Genomic DNA, 18536 nt, shown 5'->3' with positions numbered 1-18536 from the left:
CATTACGTCACTCGTACGAGTGAGTCGCATCCGGAAAGCGACGCGCGGGCGGCGCTCCTCCGGCGACCCTGGCTGACATGGGATCGACAGTGCTCAGCCTGCGGATAGACGGTGAGCTACTCGACCGGCTGAGGCACCATGCCGCCAGACGCGGAATGAGCGTCCAGGACTATGTGGTCCGGACGCTCATCCGCGATGACTTCGACGAACGCTTCCACGCGGCCGTCGACGAGACAGAGAAGTTCTACGGCCTCACCTGAGAGGCCCCGCGCGAGAGGCCGCGCCCGAGCTGTCCTATGCGAGACCCAGCGCGGGCATCGTGTAGTAGAAGACGAACACCGCGGACACCACGTACATGGCCACGGGCACCTCACGGCCCCGTCCGGCCGCCAGCCGCAACAGGCTGAAGCTGATGCATCCGATACCGATGCCGTTCGTGATCGAGTACGTGAACGGCATCATCACCATCGCCAGGAAGGCCGGCACGGCGACGGTGAAATCGTCCCAGTCGATGTCCCGGACCGAACCGGCCAGGATCAGGAAGCCGACCGCCAGCAGCGCGGGCGTCGCCGCCTGTGACGGGACCATCGTGGCGATCGGCGTGAGGAAGAGCGCCACCGAGAACAACGCACCGGTGACGACGGACGCGAGACCCGTACGGGCACCCTCGCCGACGCCCGCCGTGGATTCCACGAAGCAGGTCGAGGCCGAGGACGAGGTCGTGCCGCCCGCGGCGACGGCGATGCCGTCGACGAAGAGCACCTTGTTGATGCCGGGGAGCCTGCCGTCCTTGTCCAGCAGCCTGGCCTCGTCGCCCACGCCGAGAATCGTGCCCATCGCGTCGAAGAAGCAGGACAGCAGCACGGTGAAAACGAAGAGAATGCCGGTGAGGTAGCCGACCTTCCCGAAGCCGCCGAACAGGCTGACCTTGCCGACCAGGCCGAAGTCGGGCGACGCCACCGGGCTGCCGGGCCACTGGGGCGTGGTCAGGCCCCAGGACGGGACCGTCGCCACGGCATCGATGACCATCGCGACGATCGTCATCGCGACGATGGAGATGAGGATCGCGCCCGGTACCTTGCGGATGATCAGCGCGAGCGTGAGCAGCGTGCCGAGGGCGAAGACGAGGACCGGCCAGCCGACGAGGTGCCCGCCGACGCCGAGTTGCAGCGGCACGGTGGTCTTGGCGATGTCCGGGATGCGGGAGACGAAGCCGGAGTCGACCAGGCCGATCAGCATGATGAAGAGGCCGATGCCGATCGCGATGCCCTTGCGCAGGCTGCGCGGCACGGCGTTCATCACGCGCTCACGCAGTCCGGTGGCGACCAGCAGCATCACCACGAAGCCGGCGAGGACGACCATGCCCATCGCGTCCGGCCAGGACATCCGCGGCGCGAGCTGGAGGGCGACGACCGTGTTCACACCGAGGCCGGCCGCGAGCGCGATCGGGACGTTGCCGATCACCCCCATGAGCAGGGTGGAGAAGGCCGCGGTCAGCACGGTGGCAGTGACCAGCTGGCCGCTGTCGAGCTGATGTCCGTACATGTCCTTCGCGCTGCCGAGGATGATCGGGTTCAGCACGATGATGTAGGCCATCGCGAAGAAGGTGGCGAATCCGCCGCGCACCTCGCGGGCGACCGAGGAGCCGCGCTCCGAGATCTTGAAGAAACGGTCCAGAGCGCCGGACGGCCGGCGGGGAGCCGCGGGCCGGTCTGCGGAGTCGACCTTGGGGGTGGCCGAGGGTGGCATACGGAACCTCAGTCATACGGAGGGGCGGGGGCGAGAAAAGGGCAGAGACAGTAAAAACCGGCCGGACTTGTATGTTCCAACGAACAAAACGAGTCAGCCGCAAGCGGTTTCAGTATGAATACATAAGGCAAAGATTTCTATCTCCGCGCGTAGACCCATGGGCCGCCCGGCCCATCACCTGTTGCCGACCGGCCCCACGGCCTCGGATTACGTGCCGCCTACACTGTGCGCATGGCGAAGTGGACCCCCAAGCACGAGGCACCCGAGCCCCTGGAGGGGCCCGTCGTCGCCACCATCACCGGCGGCACGATCCTCTGGTTCGTCCTCTTCCTCGTCCAGATCCCCTTCTACAGCTGGTTCGACGATCGTGACCTGATGTGGTGGGTGTGGACGTGCCTGGCCGGCGGCGGACTCGGGCTGATCGGCATCTGGTACGTACGCAGGCGCGAAGCGGCCATCAAGCTCGCGAAGACCGCCGCGGCGGCCGGACCGGACGCCTCCGCCGCCTCGGGCGACGAGAGCTCGGGCGACCAGAGCAGGTAACCCGCACCGCCCCCGTACCGCCGAAGGACCATTCACCTCCTATCGGGGTCCGACCTCCGGCACACTCGGCGGGTGAACCGGCCCCTGCGGCCGTACCGTCGAAACCATGACGCAGCGGGCGAGAATCGACGCGGACGGCCCCGAACCCGGTGGACCCACCATCGACGCGGGCGCCGAGCTCGACCCCGTACATCCGATGAAGCTGCCGCGGTCCGCGATCGCCGTCCGGGCCACCGGGCTGACGACTGCCGAGGTCGCCGAACGGGTCGCCCGCGGTGAGGTCAACGACGTTCCCGTACGCAGCTCCCGCTCCACCACCGAAATCGTCCGCGCGAACGTCTTCACCCGCTTCAACGCGATCATCGGCGTGCTGTGGGCGATCATGCTCTTCGTCGCGCCGATCCAGGACAGCCTGTTCGGCTTCGTGATCATCGCCAACACCGGTATCGGCATCATCCAGGAGTTCCGCGCCAAGAAGACCCTCGACGGGCTCGCGGTCCTCGGCGAGGCGAAGCCGACGGTACGGCGGGACGGCGAGGCGGCCGAGATCTCGACGTCCGAGATCGTGCTCGGCGATCTCGTCGAACTCGGGCCCGGCGACAAGGTCGTCGTGGACGGCGAGGTGGCCGAGGCCGACAGTCTGGAGATCGACGAGTCGCTGCTGACGGGTGAGGCCGACCCTGTCATCAAGCAGCGCGGGGAGCCGGTGATGTCGGGCAGCTTCGTGGTCGCGGGCGGCGGGGCGTTCACCGCGACGAAGGTGGGGCGCGAGGCGTACGCGGCGCAGCTCGCCGAGGAGGCATCCCGCTTCACACTCGTCCACTCCGAGCTGCGCAGCGGCATCAGCACGATCCTCAAGTACGTGACCTGGATGATGATCCCGACCTCGATCGGGCTCATCATCAGCCAGCTCGTCGTCAAGAACAACAACTTCAAGGACTCGGTGGCCAGGACCGTCGGCGGCATCGTCCCGATGATCCCCGAGGGCCTTGTGCTGCTGACGTCGGTCGCCTTCGCGATCGGCGTCATCCGCCTCGGCCGCAAGCAGTGCCTGGTGCAGGAACTGCCCGCCATCGAGGGGCTCGCGCGGGTGGACGTGGTCTGCCTCGACAAGACGGGCACGCTGACCGAAGGCGGTATGGACGTGGCGGAGCTGCGGCCGCTGGACGGTGCGGACGAGACGTACGTACGGAAGGTGCTGGGCGCGCTCGGCGAGTCCGACCCACGGCCGAACGCCTCGCTGCAGGCGATCATCGACGCGTATCCGGACAGCGAGGAGTGGCGCTGCACGGAGTCGCTGCCCTTCTCGTCGGCACGCAAGTACAGCGGCGCGGCCTTCAGTGAGGGCGACGGCGACAACTCCACCTGGCTGCTGGGCGCGCCCGATGTGCTGCTCCCGGCGGCCGACCCGGCACTGGGCGAGATCGAGCAGCTCAACGAGCAGGGACTGCGGGTCCTGCTGCTCGCGCGGGCGGCGGGCGACCTCGACGCGGCGGATGTGGCCGCGCGGGCGAGGCCGACTGCGCTGGTGGTGCTGGAGCAGCGGCTGCGTCCCGACGCGTCCGACACGCTCGCGTACTTCGCCGACCAGAACGTCTCCGCGAAGGTCATCTCCGGCGACAACGCGGTGTCGGTGAGCGCGGTGGCGGGCAAGCTCGGCCTGCCGGGCGCGCAGAACACGGTGGACGCGCGCCGGCTCCCCACGGAGCAGACCCGGATGGCCGTGGCCCTGGACGCCAACGCGGTCTTCGGCCGGGTCACGCCGCAGCAGAAGCGCGACATGGTCGGCGCGCTCCAGTCCCGCGGACACACGGTCGCGATGACGGGTGACGGCGTCAACGACGTCCTCGCGCTGAAGGACGCGGACATCGGTGTCTCGATGGGGTCGGGCTCGGAGGCGACCCGGGCCGTCGCCCAGATCGTGCTGCTCAACAACAGCTTCGCGACACTGCCGTCGGTGGTGGCGGAGGGCCGGCGGGTCATCGGCAACATCACCCGGGTGGCGACGCTGTTCCTGACGAAGACCGTGTACTCCGTGCTGCTGGCGATCCTGGTGGTGTGCAGCCAGGTCGAATACCCCTTCCTGCCACGGCATTTGACGCTTCTGTCGACGCTCACGATCGGTGTGCCCGCCTTCTTCCTGGCCCTTGCCCCCAACAAGGAGCGGGCGAAGCCGCACTTCGTGCGCAGGGTGATGCGGTACGCGGTCCCGGCGGGCGTGATCGCGGGGGCGGCGACGTTCGCCACGTACCTGCTGGCCCGCCACTACTACAGCGGCCCGGGCGCACTCGACGCGGAGACGAGCGCGGCGACGCTGACGCTGTTCCTGGTCTCGATGTGGGTCCTGGCGATCATCGCCCGCCCGTACACCCTGTGGCGGGTGTGCCTGGTGGCGGCGATGGGGCTCGCCTTCCTGATCGTGCTGGTGGTGCCGTGGCTGCAGTCATTCTTCGCCCTGAAACTGGTGGGCACGACGATGCCGTGGGGGGCGGTGGGCATCGCGGCGGCGGGGGCGGTGCTGCTTGAGGTGGTGTGGCGGGTGGTGGACCGGAGGTTCGCGGTGTAGAAAAGGCCTTTGTCCATAACGCGGCGCCGCTCGGCGTCGTGCCGGGTCCGTGACAGCAATGTCCCGCACGGGGATCCCGGAAGTGACCGAGCGCCGGATTCATTTCACGTTCCTGAGGCCAGTGGCCGACGCGGAACTCGACAACTGCCGCTCACCCAAAAAGGCCGAGGGGGAGATCCCCCCTCGGCCCACTCGCCCGCTCGGCTACTTCGAGATGACCGCGCGGAGTGTTCCCGCGGTGGTCGCCTCGAACTCACCGAAGCCAGTTGTACCGTCCGCGAACTGTACGAAAGCCCGGGCCCCGGCCATGTCGAGGACCCTCACCCCGGCTGACGGGGCGCCGGTGAAATCTGGATCGATTCCCGTGAACGACACCTGCTCCCCGGGTGAGAAGCCGGAGAAATTCGCCACCACAACCTCGGTGTCCACACCGGCCGTGCTCGTGAGCGTCGCGGGGCCGGCGAAGCTGCCCATACTGTCCCAGGTGACGGGGAACTTGGCCGTACGCCCGCTGATGCCCACCGATTGAACTTCAGAGCCACTCGCGTTGCTGAGATTGAGGTTGATGGAGAATGAGTTCAGCGGACCAGCGAATGTGGCCACGACTTCTTCAGCCATGTGTGATCTCCCGTCCCGTCATTGCAGGGCTGCAATTGGCCCATGCGGTTGTTCTTATGATGGGCACACTTCGGCCTCGATGGTCATAGCTGAGGACAACCCGAAGGAAGCAGAGTATTTTTGAAGGGAAATCAGCTACGACTCGCACATCCCCTCACTGCTTCATTGCGCTGTTTCACTGCGCCGCCGGGCGGGTATTTCAACGACTGGCCAGTCGGATAATAGTGAGAAGGGCGGGAGGCCGGGGCGTCCAAAGCCGCCGTAAAACGGCCCCGAAGTCCTGGCTCGGACACCAGCCGCAAAAAGAGCGGTCAGACCTCTCGCGGCCGACCGGGGCCGCCTCAGAGCACGGGCGCCACCGGGCCGTTGCCGGCGCCGAGCGCGATCTCCTTGTCCTCTCCGCCCCAGCCCTCCGTCGTACTCCACACGACGTGGACCCCGAATACCCCTCTCACGGTGTCGGCCGCCCAGCCTTCGGCGGGCGGTTCGGAAAGCACCAGGTACAGACGATCGGCGGTTTTCGGCAGAGTGTGGTTGATCTCCAGCAGGCGGGTGGCTCCGGCACGGAGGTCCGGGTAGGCAGAGCGTCCGGCACCAAGGACTTCGTAGAGAAAGAGACCGTCCTGACCGAAACGACTGACGTCGATGAAGGGCGAGTCGGACGGTTTCAACCCTGCCCTGAGCAGTGCGGCCTTCAACTCGTGGCGCACCGCCTCATGGGTGTTGCAGTGGCGGTCGGCCTCCGAAGCGACCGTCAACTCGTGCTGAAGGATCTCCTCACCCGCCCGCCGGCCAGGCGTCGCTTCTTCATCGTTCCTGGGGGCGGTGGCGTGCACTTCGGGCTCCTTCTCAGGTTCTGTTTCCGGCGGGCTGCCGGGCTCGGACGGTGCGTCGCGTGCGACCTCGGGCTCGGGCTCGGGGTCGGGCTCAGGCTCAGGCTCAGGCTCAGGTACGACGTCGGTTGCTGCCGTGGTGCCGGTGAGTCCCCGCAGACGTTCCCGGGCTTCGGACAGAGTGACCGCCCAGCCGCTTCGCTCGACGTCCGACAGGGCTTTGGTCCCCGGAGTGACGTCACCGGACATGACCGCGTCACGAGTGCTCTGCGCAAGGTCGCGCAGAGCACCCAGCCGGCCCGCGTCCGGAGTTCCGAGCAGGTGCCAGACACTCAGCCAGTCGGCCTGGTCCCGGCGCAGACAGCGATTCGCCATGCCTCTCAGCTCCGAGAGCCGGGCCGCGGCATCCGGCGGGACCGTGTCGCCGCGAACGATGTAGCCCAGAACGTCGAGCGCCGCCTCGTAACGTGCCGCCATGCCGGCCGAGATGGGCTTGCGGCCGAAGTCGCTGGTCGAGATCAGGCTCACCCGTGCTTCGTTGCGGATCACCCAGGCGTCCAGCTTCGATCCGACGGAGGGAGCCGGTGAGCCGTGACGAAGTACGAGGAGAAGCCTGCGCTCCGTAGGAGGCGAGAGGGCCTGGACCCTCCAGTGGGAGCCTGGGCCGGGGCCGAGTACCCGGACCCGGACGTTGTCGCCGACCGCCAGCCCTTGCGGGCGGGACGTGCCGGATGTGCCGTCCTCTCCGGAGCCGTGGGATTCCCCCGGCACGTCGGGAACGGAAGGGGCTTCAGCCGCATTGTCGCGGCCTCCCATGAGCGCCTCCGGCAGCGGTGAAGTGTGGAGAACGGTCAGAGTCTGGGTACTGCGGGTCAAGGCCACGTACAGCTGGCGCAGACCAGCAGGGCCGCGGTCCGCGATGGTCGTCGGGTCCAGGACGAGAACGTGGTCGAATTCCATGCCTTTGGCCTGGGCGGCGGCCAGTACGGACACGGCCTTACGCATCTCCGGAGTCATGCCGGCCGCCCGGTCGAGGCGCAGGCGGACCTCGTCCAGCCAGTCGGAGTCGTCGGGCACAATGACGGCGATCGACCTGAGGGACCGCCCGTCGTCAGTGCCTACGAGCTGGGCCGTGCGGGTCACCGTCTCGTCCAACAGCTCCCAGGGCGTCGTCGGAACCAGCCGTACGGCTTCCCCGTCGGCCCGGCGGACAGCGACCGGGTACGGAAGCGACGGCGCGACCGCCTGTGCCAGCGGAGCCACGAACTCCATGATCTGCGCGGGCACCCGGTAACTGGTGTTCAGCTCCGCCACATGCCAGTCGCCCTGGCCTGAAAGGAGCCCGCCCAACCGGCCCCATGCGGCGTACGTGTGAGGACCGGTGGCCTGTGCCAAGTCGCCGAGTACGGTCATCGATCCGGTCGGACAACGCCTCTGCAACGACCTCGCCTGCATCGGCGTCAGATCCTGCGCCTCGTCGACGACGATGTGACGGTACCGCTGCGGGGCCTCACCGGCGATGAGGAAGCGCAGCTCCTCCAGACACACCAGATCGTCGAGGGTCCAGGCTTCCTCCGCCGCGCTGTCGGCCCTCGGCCTCTGCAACGCGGCCTGTTCACTGTCGCCGAGGACCTGCGACGCGCACTCCCGCAGCTTGTCGGGTGAGTTGAGCAGACTCCGCAGAGCTTCCTCCGGGCTCAACGCCGGCCAGGTCCGGTCGACAAGCGCCGTGACCTGCCGGTTGCGCTCGAGATCCCGACGCACCGTCGTGTCCCGGCTACGCCGTGGCGCCAGCTGGACCAGTGCGCTCAGAAGGCGGTCGACCAACAAGGTCCGGAAGCGGTCCCGGCGTGCGCGGTAGGCCCCAGCGCCCTCGCGCGCCTGGCGGAGAAGGTCGAGCACCTCTGAGCGAGGCAGGCGCAGCGACGTGCTGCCGATGGCGACAGTGAAGGCCGCCTCGTCCTTGTCGTGCGAGGGGGCGGTGGTGAGGGCATCCAGCGCTTCCGGTCTGCACTCGCTCTCCACGCGCCGCCGCAGGACGGTCGCCATCCGGTCATCGGACTTGACCAGCCTCGTCCTGAAGGAGTCCGTACCGACGGCCTCCCCCTCCCAGAGGCGCGCCAGCTGGACCGCGTTGACGTTCCGGGTGCCGAGGGTGGGCAATACCCGCCCCACGTACTCCAGAAAGTTCTGATGCGGTCCCACCACCAGGATGTCCTGTGCGCGGAAGTGGTTGTTGTTGACCAGCCACGTCACACGGTGCAGGCCGACCGCGGACTTTCCTGTGCCCGGGCCGCCCTGGATCACGAGCACGTCCGCCGGTGAACCGGTGACCAGAGCCATCTGGTCCCGCCGGATCGTCTCGACGATGTCCCGCATCCGTCCGCTGCGGGACCGGTGGAGCTCCCGGAGCAGGAACTCGTCCACCTGTAGCGGCTTCCTCCGCCGCCGGCGAACGACTTCACGAGGTAACGGCACTCGGGAGGGCGCGGGGTCCTCGGCGGGGGCACTCTCCGGAGTCCCGTCGTCGGCGGTACGCGGCAGAACCACTGTGTCGTCGCGGGTGTCGGGGGCTGCCGCACCCTGATCACCGGGCACCTGCACCGTGGCGATCTCGTCGAAGTAGTCCTCGACCGTGCGCTGCGCGCAACGCAGTTGCCGACGCAGCAGCACCTCACCGGGCGTCTCCGGCTGGGCGTTGTACCACCGCTTGGCCAGCTCGGTTGTCCAGAGGACCACCACCTGGTCCCGGGTCCGGGTGTCGGACACGCTGCGGCGCCCGACATAGAAGGTCTCCGGCAGCGCCTCGCCCGGCTCCTGCACGTCAACCCTGCTGACGACGAGGGCCTCCCCGCCGAGACCGCCGTACGCCTCGGCCCTGGCCTCGGCCTCCTTGCGGGCGGCGATGGCGTCCTTACCACTGGCCGCCGCCGAGACGGGCGACTGTTCGGTCAGCTCCGCGAGGCGCGCCTCGTAGCAGTCGTAGGCGCGGTCGACGGCCTTCTGCTCGCCGGCGACGACCGTCTCCCGTGAAATCGTGCTCACGTGTATCCCCTCCAGACAGCGCACCGGCGCTGCGACGGGCTGACGCCCGGAACCCGGTCATAGGATTAGCAGAAATCAGTGGGCAAAGAGTGATCAATCGCTCAATCGAGCGATGACCAGCGCGACTTCGGCTCGCCAGAGCCCCAACTGTCCTGCTGTGGGCCCGATCTCGTACTGGTGGTAGTGGCAGCCCGGGCAGAGAGGCTTCCACGCGGCCTTGGCCCGCCGGGCGGTCCCGATGCGCCTAGAGAGCCATCGCCACCTCCGCCCATACGGTCTTGCCGATGGGGACACGGGGCGTCGCACCCCAGCTACTGGCCAAGACGTCCACGAGGAACAGACCACGGCCCGACTCGTCGTCGGGAGAAGGCGTCGCCGCATTGGACGGTGGCCGCTCCGAGGCGGCGTCCGAGACCTCGATACGGATCAGACACCGCCGCGCATCGAGGCTCAGGCAGAGGTGGAAGTCGCGCCCGGCGACCCGTCCGTGGCGCACGGCGTTGGTGGCGAGCTCCGCCACCAACAGGGCGACGGTGCAGGACACGTCCGACGCGGGCGAAAGCCCCCACTCCTCCATGCGCCGCACCGCCAGACATCGAGCGAGCCGCGCCCCAAGGGCTGACGAGGTGAACTGCGCGGCGAACTTGCGGTCTTCGGCCCCGGAATCGCGCGCTTCCTCTCCGGGCGCCCTTACGGCCGATTCCGTCTCGCGCTCCGGGCCGTCGCCCGACATGGCCATGGTCTTCAGCACGTGCCGCCCATCCCAGTCCGTCGATCCTTCGCACGACCCACAGCGTGTACGGATCGTGACGTTCCGTGCTCAAGCATCGTCCGGCGCCCCTACGCTCGGAAGGTGACAAGGCCTTACGTCACAAGCGGTAAGGAACGGAAGTGAGCCCATGGCCAAAGGAATTCAGCCCGAGGAGTCGATGGCCGCGCTCTTCGGCTCACGCGTCCGCAGACTCCGTACGGCCGCCGGGCTGACCCAGGCCGAACTGGGTGCCAGGACGCATGTGGTGAGCACCCGGATCACGCAGATCGAGCGCGCGTCGGGGGCGAAACCGACGCTGGAGCTGGCTCGGGCGCTCGACGCGGTCCTCGGGGCGGACAACCTGCTGGTCGATCTGTGGCCCTACGTCTACCGGGAGGCATTCCCCGACTGGTCGCGGGCGTTCATGGCGCACTCGGCGCGGGCGGTGTCCGTCCGTGAGTACGCGGCGCATGTGGTGCCCGGCCTGTTGCAGACCGAGGAGTACGCACGAGCCGTTCTGCGGGTAGGTCGCACGCTCAGGACCGACGAGCAGTTGGAGGAACGCCTTGCCGCCCGGATGCAGCGGCAGGAGAGGCTCGCATCGCCCGACCAGCCGGACCTGTGGGTCGTCCTGGACGAGGCCGTGCTGAGGCGTCAGGTCGGCGGCCCGGCTGTTGTGCGGGAGCAGTTGGCCTGGTTGCTGGCGACAGATACCGATGCGCGCATCACTGTGCAGGTGCTGCCGTTCGACCAGGGCGCGCATGATGCGATGGGCGGCTCCCTTACGGTTCTGACGCTGCCGGACGGCTCTGAAGTCGCCTACACGGAGGGTGCTGACTACGGCCAACTCATTGAGGATCCGGCAGAGGTCATGCGCTACACGGTGACCTACGATCGGCTGCGGGCGGCAGCCCTGCCCCCGCTCATGTCGCTCGACATGATCCGATCCGTGATGGAGGACAACCACCGTGGAGCCACTGTCCCGTCCCGATCTGAACGGCGCCGCTTGGCGCAAGAGCAGTTACAGCAATCAGGAGGGGGGAAACTGCGTCGAGGTGGCGGACGGATTCCCCGGCGTCGTGCCCGTCCGTGACAGCAAGTCCCCGAACCGTCCCGCTCTGGTCTTCCCGGTTGACTGCTGGGCCGCGTTCATGGGCGAATTGAAGGCCGACCACCGGAGCTGAGCCGGCCGGTTGACGGGACCGCAGGGGAGCTCCGTGTGTCGCCCCGCGGGACACGGGCGGCCCCCTGCCCGGTGCCCCATTACGCTATGCCCACCACAGTGATCGCTGTGACATCTGAGGCGTGGGAGACGCCCAGATGACAAGGGGTGGGGAGATCCGCATTGATACTGCGGCGTACCGGAAAACGTCGAAGAACCGCATACGGAGCGCTGGTCGGGGCTCTGGCGGCGGGGGCCGTCGTGCTCGCGCCGGGATCGGGTGAGGCAGCCGGGGGGCCGTCGGTCCCGTCCGCGGCAGCTCCCGTCCCGTCGGCCGGGGCGACGCTCGCCACCGGTGAGCGGCTGGAAGTCGTCCCGCGCCGGGGGGAGTCGGCGCCCGGCTTCCGTGTCGTGCCGAAACGGCAGGGCGAACAGATCGGCCGGTATGCGTACAGCGTCCTGGACGGCAAGCTGCAGGTGCGGCCCGTCGGACTGAAGAAGCCGGCGAAGGCCACCACGGTCGGCCTCGGGTCGCCGACGAGGTCCGCTCCGGCTCCGCGAGCGGCGCTCGCCGCATACGCGGTGAAGATCCAGCTCACCGGCACCGATCACTTCGGACCCATCATCCAGGTGTGGAACCGCAAGACCTGGACCTCCTACGAGGTCGACGAGGAGCAGTTCGGCAGCTCCGGCAAGGTCTCGCTGCCGCCCGGCGACTACATCACCGTCGGGATGTACAACAACTGGCAGCAGCCCGACCACATCCTCACCAAGACGTTCACGGTGAAGGACCGAGGTCTGACGGTGACGTTCGACCCGAGTCTCGCCAAGGAGACGGCCATCACGGCAGACGAACCGTCCGCGCGCCGCTATGCCGCGGCCGTGTCGCTCCGCATGCCGAACGGGGACATCGTCGGTTTCCTGGGCGGTTGGGGCAACAAGGTCTACGTGACGCCCTTCTCGCTGCCCGGCGCCTCGCTGCGCGTCCACGACGTACTGGTGAGGGACGGGACGGCGGCCAACAGCCCCAGCCCGTACCGGTACGACCTCTACCACAACTTCCCGGGCGGGGTGCCCGCGCTGCCCAAGGTCCAGGTGCGCACGGCCGACCTGGCGAGGACGGTCACCACTCTGCGTTCGGCGGGCGACGACACCACCGGCTGGTTCTCGTCGTACCCCTCCGTCACCGACTCGTCCGGCGTCTACCTCCCGACCCCGGTCCGGTTCCCCTCCACGGTCACGGAGTACGCGACGCCGGGCCAGGCCTTCGGCCGCGGCGTCTCCTACGACGGGGGACCCCGGCTCGATGCGGCACCCCGCACCCTGCCCAAGGGAACCGGTCCGCCGGAGACGTTCGGTGTCGCGCCCTTCGCTCTGCGCTCCTTCCCGCCGTCCGGCGCCGTCCAGCGGGGCACCAAGCTGGAGGTGTACGAGCCGTGGGCCTTCACCGACTCGCTCGGCCACGAGGGCAGCGACTACGAGGCAGTCCAGGACTTCCTGCTCACCTCGCGCGGCACGAAGCTCGCCGAGGTGAAGGACCTCGACATGCCCGCGGCGTGGTCCGCCACCGTCCCGAAGACGCAGACCCCTTACGAGCTGACCCACACGGTGCGGCACAAGGGACGGCCCACCCGGCTCTCCACCCGGCAGACGACCGAATGGGCGTTCAGCTCCGACGGTTACTCCGGCTACAACACGAATCTGCCCCTCGCCGACGTCGACGTGCGCGTCGACGGCCTCGACGTCCGCAATGCGGCGGGCGCCGCCCCCGTCACCGTGGAGGCGGTCGCCACGTCTCGTACGGAGGGGGCGACGGCGAGCGTGACCGGCCTGGAGTACTCCGCCGACGACGGCGAGACGTGGACCGCCCTGCCCGTCGCGGACTCGGGCGGGCGAGCCTCGGCCGCGCTGTCCGTCCCGCAGGGCGCGCGTTACATCTCCCTGCGCGTGAGCGGCAAGGACTCCGAGGGATCGAGCGTGCGCAGGACGGTGGTCCGCGCGTTCGCCGGCCCGGCGCCCGCGGCCGACGAGACCGTGGGCTCCACGAGGATCACGAACGTCGTCGTCAACAACGGCAGGGTGATCGCGCCGGTCATGTACGACGATCCGAACAAGGATCCGTACACCGTGCGGTACACGGTCACCGACCCGGCGGGCCTCGCGGACACAGGCGTGCTCCTCCACCGGAGCGACCCCGGCCGGCCGGACGCGGTGCTGCGCACCTGGCCCTCGGAATGCACGAAGGTGGACGCCACCACGTCCACGTGCGAGGCGCCCTTCCAGCTCAACGCACGCAGCATGCTCGGCCGGAACGATCTCGCCGGTGAGTGGAAGGTGGCCATCTGGGCCCGCTCCCTCGACGGTCGGAGTTTCACCGATCAGGGAGATCTCGGTACGGCCCAGATCCTGCGCGAGACCCGGGTGACGATCAAGGCTCCGACCGCCCCGGTGACCAAGGGCAAGGCAATCGCCGTCTCCGGCATCGCCGGGATCGCCGACTGGTCGACCGGCCGCTGGAACGCGCTCCCGGGCAAGACGGTGCAGTTGGAGTTCCGCAAGCCCGGCACCTCGGCGTACACCATCGCCGCCAAGGTGACCGCCGACACGACAGGCACGGTCAAGTCGGCCCCCAAGGCGGTGTACGACGCCAACTGGCGCTGGCTGCTGCCCCGCACGCCCGGTGTGGGGGCGGCCGCCTCGCCGGTCGTCTTCGTGGACGTCTGCTAGCGGCCACGGGCAGAGAAGACACGGGTACGAGGAAGGGGGCGCCGGCCGCGATGGCCGACGCCCCCTTCCCGCTCCTCGAGGTCAGTCGAACCAGCGGTCCCGCGCCAGTTCCTCCGTGCGGGACGGATCCTCCAGCAGTGCCGCCACCTCGAAGCGGCGTGGCCACTGGCCCGCCGCCCAGGCCAGGCCCGCCGCCACGCCCTCCAGGGTCGCGGCGTGGATCACGCCGTCCGGGGTGCGGCGCCAGTCGAGCTCGACGCCGCCCGCCACCAGCTCCTCGTGCTCGACATACGTCGCGGGCGTGCCGGCTCCGAGCAGGACGTGGACCGACTCCGGGACCTCGTGTTCCTCGCCCTTCGTGGTCACCTCCGCCGAGACCGACTCGCCCAGGCGCCGGACCTGGAACAGCTCCGCCAGATCCGCCGCCCGCGACGGCGCCACCGGCAGCAGCGGCAGTCCCGCCGTCAGCGGGAGCAGGTCCGGCGCGTCCGCCACCACCGCGTCCGACGCGTCGACGACCCGTACTTCGCCGTCGACGACCGCCCGCAGTTCGTCCGGGAGCGTGACCTGTTCCGGGTCGAGGTCCGCCAACGCCGTGTACAGGGCGTGGAGTTGCGCACCGGACACCTCACGAGAGGGATCGGCGAGCCGGCCGAGCAGCTCCGCCGCCCCGCCCGGCTCCTCCAGCAGCGCGGCCAGCGATGTGCGCACGCCCAGCGCCCGCAGCACCTGCACGTCCTCGAAGCCCGACGCGTCCACGGTGTCGTACAGACCGGCCAGCAGCGGATCGCCGCCCGCGGACCGCAGACCGGCCGGGCGGCGCCCGTCCAGCACCGGATGGTCCCGCAGCCACCACGCCGTGTACGGGCGCACCGTCTCGGTCGTCCCGTCCGGGAGCAGGATCCGTACGGACTGGGTCAGCGCGTCCCGCAGCGGCGGCTGCGCCAGCAGCGCGAGCGCGCGGGGCCAGCAGTCGTCGTCCACCAGGTCCAGATCCCGTACGGCGACGATCTCGGTGGCGACCGGCGGCACCGGTGTCTCCGGCAGCCGGTCGAGCACGTCCTCGCACCACACGTCGACCGCGTCCAGCAGACCCGCATCGTCGGGCTCGGCGTAATCCCCGTCGCGGGGCTCCAGTTCATCGGGGTCGAGAACCACATCCGTGGCCCGTACGAGAGAGAAGTTCGCCAGCACACCGCACGCGGCCAGCGGCTGCTCGCCCCACCGTCCGGCCAGCTCGCCGTCGCAGAGCGCCAGCTCGTCCTCGCGCATCACCGAGGCGAACGGGCTGCCCGGCAGTACCAGTTCGCCCGCCGGCGCGAGCTCGCCCTCGTCGTCCGGCAGCGCCAGCGCGCCCAGCCACGGTTCGTCCCCGGGCTCGATGCCCGCATCCCGTACCAGCGCCAGCACCGTCTCGGCGAGCTCGTCCGCGTCCAGCGCGGCACCGTCCCCGACGCCGTCGTACCAAACCTCGCCGGTGTCCAGCGAACCGGCCACCGCCGCCCGCACCTGCGGCGTCGTCAGCACGGCGCGCGGCGTCGCGGGCAGCGCGCCCAGCTTCTCCAGGAGCGGGTGCGCGGCCTCCGGGTGGACCACCTTCAGCCCGAGCCGCGCCAGGTGGGGCGGAGTCTCGGCCAGCGGCAGCAGCGTCTGGCGGGGCCCGATCGTCGTACGCCCGTCGGCGAGCGGCACCGGAAGCCCGGTCAGCCGGTCCGGGTCGACCCCGGCGAGACTGTCGTACAGCCGCTGCCACCAGGCGGGCTCACGCTCAAGACCCGCGAGCCGGTCGATCGCCTCGGTCAGCGGCACCCGCGCCACACCGAGCGTGCGCAGCTCCACGCGGCGCTCGAGACCCGCGGGCAGCAGGCTCGGCAGCACCTCGGCCAGCACCCGGACGGTCTCCACGCCCGCACCCTCCAGGACCTCCGCCTCGATCGGCCGCAGCCCGGCGGAGACATTCTCACGGTCCGGCAGCCCGGTGTCCCCGGACCACTCGCCGGACACATCGCGGGGCGCCGCCGCCTCCAGGAAGGCCGTACGCGGCAGCAGCTGAAGGATCGCCGCCCGCAGCGCGCCGTCCAGCTCGCCCTTGCCCAGCGCCCCGGGCACCAGGTCGATGGTGCCGACGGTCACCGGCTGCCAGCTGCCGAGGAGTTCGGCGTACGCCTGCGCCGCCTTGCGCACCAGGAAGTCGGTGAGCGGCCCGGGCGCCGGGTGGCGGCGGGTGGTGTCCAGCGGCAGCGAGGCGATCAGCAGCGCGGGCACGCCGAGGGGTTCGTCGGTGGGCGTGGGCGCGTGCACCACGGGGGCGGTACGCGGCCGGGCCGGCGCGCCCTCCTCGTCGACGGGCACGGCCCAGGTGACGGTCCAGTACGGCCGCAGCCGCTCCTCGACGGGCCGGTCCGCGAGCAGCGCGGGCTCGACGGCGCCGCCGTGGCTCACCACCCGCCAGCGCCGGTCGCCCTGCTCGCTGTCCTCGATATGGACATACGCCCCGTGCACGGAGCGCCTCAACACCCTTGCGCCGCCCGGGGTTTCGACGACGATCTCGGTCAGGCCGGTCAGCGTGAGCAGGAGCGCGTCATCGATCCCGGCGAGCAGCCGCCCCGCCAGATCGACCGCGGCGCCGTCCCGCAGCGGCAGCACGACCACCGTGTCGTAGCCCTCGGGAGCCGTGCCCTCGGCGGGCAGCGGCAGCCGCAGCAGCGGTACGTGCCCGTCGCGGCGGCGCAGCTCGTCGCCGAGCCCGGGGCTCCCCTGGGCCGCCTGCCTGGCCAGTCCCCCGGCCTCGGCCAGGGACCAGCGCACGCCTCCGTGCCTGCCGATGACGGCGGGCTCGTCGCTCACCGCGAGGACGGCCGCGAAGCCGACACCGAAGCGGCCGACGGCGGCCTCGTGGCCCTCGCGCTTGGCCGATGCCCGCAGCGTGCTCAGCGATTCGACACCGGTCGCGTCGAGCGGCGCGCCGGTGTTCGCGGCGGCGAGGACGGCGGGCTCGTCACCGGTACCGGGCCGCAGGGTCAGCCGGAGGCGGCCCGGTACGCCGGCGCGGGCCGCGGCGTCCGCGGCGTTCTGCGCGAGTTCGACGACGAGGCGGTCGCGGTAGCCGCCGAGGGCCAGATCCTCCTCGGCGTTGGCGTCCTCACGGAAGCGGGCGGGACTGGCCCCCCACGCGTCGAGCACCCCGCGCCGCAGCCGCGCCGTCCCGAACGGGTCGGCCCACTCGGTCGTCCTGACGCTCACGCTGTGACTCCGCTCTCTCCGGTCGGCCCGCAGTCTGCGTGCGGACCGTGGGTCACCGTCCGCGACCCACGTACCGCCTGCCCACTGTCGACCCATCCACTGCTCATGCGGCCGAAGGTACCGCGAACGGCGGGCTCAGCACCGCGCGGGAACACGAGAGCCGTCCGGAGCGGACTACGAGTGGCCGAGATCCTCCGACTCGCCCTCCGGCTCCGAGGAAACCGAACCGCTGTCACGGGCCGGACGCAGCAGGAACTCGTCCGTGCCCATCGAGTCGAAGACATGCGGCGCCGGCTTCGGCGGCTTCGGCATCACAGCCGCCTCGGAGTGCGCGCCACAGCCGTACGACAAGGACACGACACGCCCGTCCGCCGGGGAGAACTCGTTCGCGCAGATACCGAAGGCCTGCCGCAGGGAGCCCGCCAGCGGAACGAGGAAACCGCAGCTCGCACAGGTCGCGGGGGCCGCCTGCGCCATGGGGGTCTTCGCGCCGAAGGACTCGTCCCAGCGGTCCGCCGCGACGTGCAGCCCGTACCGGGACAGCACGCGGGCCCGGCGCATGCCGAGCTCCTCCGCGACCGAGGCGATCGCCCCGCGGCCGTTGGCGATGCTCGCATCGATGGGCCTGCGCTCGGTGAGTTCCGCGTCCTCCGCCTCGACCCGCTCGGCCAGGTCGTGGGACGGCGGCACGGTCTCGGCGATCACGGAATTCGGCGGGGGCACGTCCTCGCCCGTGAAGCCGGGCTCCAGCCGCAGATCCTCCGCCTCGGTGGGCAGCAGATCGCCGGGGCCCAGGTCGCCGGGCCGCAGCCGCTCGCTCCACGGCACCCACTCGGGCGCGAGCAGCGAATCGGGGCCCGGTAGCAGGACTGTCTCGTCCAGCGTGACGGTCTTGGCGCGGGAGGCCCGTGTGACCGTCACCGCCCAGCGCCAGCCGCGATATCCGGATTCCTTGGCCTCGAAGAAGTGCGTGACGACGCGGTCACCCTCCGAGACAACGGATACATGCTCGCCGACCACCCCAGGGGCCGCGGCCTCCTCGGCCGCCGAACGGGCGAGATCCACCGCCTCGGCGCACAGGCGGTCGGGGGTTCGGCTTCGCGTCGTCACTGCACTCACAGGTCTCGCTTCTCTCCTACGCCGTCTCACGGGTGCGCCGGCCGATTCGCGAGGTACGGGCCGCAGGCGGAGCGGACCAGGGGGCCGCATCGACGTCCGCGCCCAGACCAACCTGTCTCGGGCACACCTAACGTCATCCATTCTGCGGGATGCCGAAGAGGCGCGCGGCCGAGAACTACC

At 70.0% G+C, this 18536-nt stretch carries 12 protein-coding genes; 6 read left to right on the top strand and 6 right to left on the bottom strand.

The features are described from left to right. Positions 1–77: 77 nt before the first annotated feature. A complete protein-coding gene (locus ACWDZ6_RS15520) occupies positions 78–260 on the top strand; it encodes a ribbon-helix-helix protein, CopG family (protein ID WP_326650751.1) in 183 nt (60 codons plus the stop codon). A 34-nt stretch (positions 261–294) separates the two neighbouring features. Here the strand turns inward: ACWDZ6_RS15520 and ACWDZ6_RS15515 are convergent, their stop codons facing one another. Beyond that, positions 295–1749, bottom strand: a complete 1455-nt coding sequence (locus tag ACWDZ6_RS15515) for an NCS2 family permease (protein WP_451503242.1) — start codon at positions 1747–1749, stop codon at positions 295–297. Between the two features lie 231 nt (positions 1750–1980). Between ACWDZ6_RS15515 and ACWDZ6_RS15510 the strand changes: the two genes are divergently transcribed. Together ACWDZ6_RS15510 and ACWDZ6_RS15505 are read left to right on the top strand one after the other, a co-directional pair. After that, positions 1981–2292, top strand: a complete 312-nt coding sequence (locus ACWDZ6_RS15510; protein ID WP_451503241.1) for a DUF2530 domain-containing protein — start codon at positions 1981–1983, stop codon at positions 2290–2292. Between the two features lie 106 nt (positions 2293–2398). After that, positions 2399–4858 (top strand): HAD-IC family P-type ATPase, encoded by a 2460-nt coding sequence (locus tag ACWDZ6_RS15505; protein WP_451503240.1) that lies wholly within the window; start codon positions 2399–2401, stop codon positions 4856–4858. 204 nt (positions 4859–5062) lie between these two features. On the opposite strand, the gene ACWDZ6_RS15500 is transcribed toward ACWDZ6_RS15505, so the two are convergent. The 3 genes from ACWDZ6_RS15500 to ACWDZ6_RS15490 all read right to left on the bottom strand — a co-directional run bounded on the left by ACWDZ6_RS15500 (position 5063) and on the right by ACWDZ6_RS15490 (position 10105). Continuing rightward, complete coding sequence (locus tag ACWDZ6_RS15500) at positions 5063–5476, bottom strand: hypothetical protein (RefSeq protein WP_451503239.1); 414 nt, start codon at positions 5474–5476, stop codon at positions 5063–5065. A gap of 341 nt (positions 5477–5817) precedes the next feature. Beyond that, positions 5818–9354 carry an ATP-binding domain-containing protein gene (locus tag ACWDZ6_RS15495; RefSeq protein WP_451503238.1) on the bottom strand — a complete coding sequence of 1179 codons (3537 nt, stop codon included), beginning with the start codon at positions 9352–9354 and terminating at the stop codon, positions 5818–5820. Between the two features lie 244 nt (positions 9355–9598). Continuing rightward, entirely contained in the window at positions 9599–10105 is a 507-nt protein-coding gene (locus ACWDZ6_RS15490; RefSeq protein WP_451503237.1) for an ATP-binding protein, read from the bottom strand. A gap of 178 nt (positions 10106–10283) precedes the next feature. On the opposite strand from ACWDZ6_RS15490, the gene ACWDZ6_RS15485 reads away from it, so the two are divergent. From ACWDZ6_RS15485 to ACWDZ6_RS15475, 3 genes are all read left to right on the top strand, one after another. Next, complete coding sequence (locus tag ACWDZ6_RS15485) at positions 10284–11198, top strand: helix-turn-helix domain-containing protein (RefSeq protein ID WP_451503308.1); 915 nt, start codon at positions 10284–10286, stop codon at positions 11196–11198. After that, positions 11161–11289, top strand: coding sequence for a DUF397 domain-containing protein (locus ACWDZ6_RS15480; protein ID WP_451503236.1), 129 nt, complete (start codon positions 11161–11163; stop codon positions 11287–11289). Before ACWDZ6_RS15485 ends, ACWDZ6_RS15480 begins: the two co-directional genes overlap by 38 nt. A 239-nt stretch (positions 11290–11528) precedes the next feature. Then, complete coding sequence (locus ACWDZ6_RS15475; RefSeq protein ID WP_451503235.1) at positions 11529–13994, top strand: hypothetical protein; 2466 nt, start codon at positions 11529–11531, stop codon at positions 13992–13994. An 81-nt stretch (positions 13995–14075) separates the two neighbouring features. On the opposite strand, the gene ACWDZ6_RS15470 is transcribed toward ACWDZ6_RS15475, so the two are convergent. Then, complete coding sequence (locus ACWDZ6_RS15470) at positions 14076–17237, bottom strand: sacsin N-terminal ATP-binding-like domain-containing protein (protein ID WP_451503234.1); 3162 nt, start codon at positions 17235–17237, stop codon at positions 14076–14078. Between the two features lie 174 nt (positions 17238–17411). Beyond that, complete coding sequence (locus ACWDZ6_RS15465) at positions 17412–18356, bottom strand: DUF3027 domain-containing protein (protein WP_366730858.1); 945 nt, start codon at positions 18354–18356, stop codon at positions 17412–17414. Positions 18357–18536: the final 180 nt, after the last annotated feature.

Source organism: Streptomyces sp. NPDC002926 (genome assembly GCF_053591755.1).
Note: the sequence above shows the minus strand (reverse complement) of the source record. Positions and strands in the feature narration are given on the sequence as shown.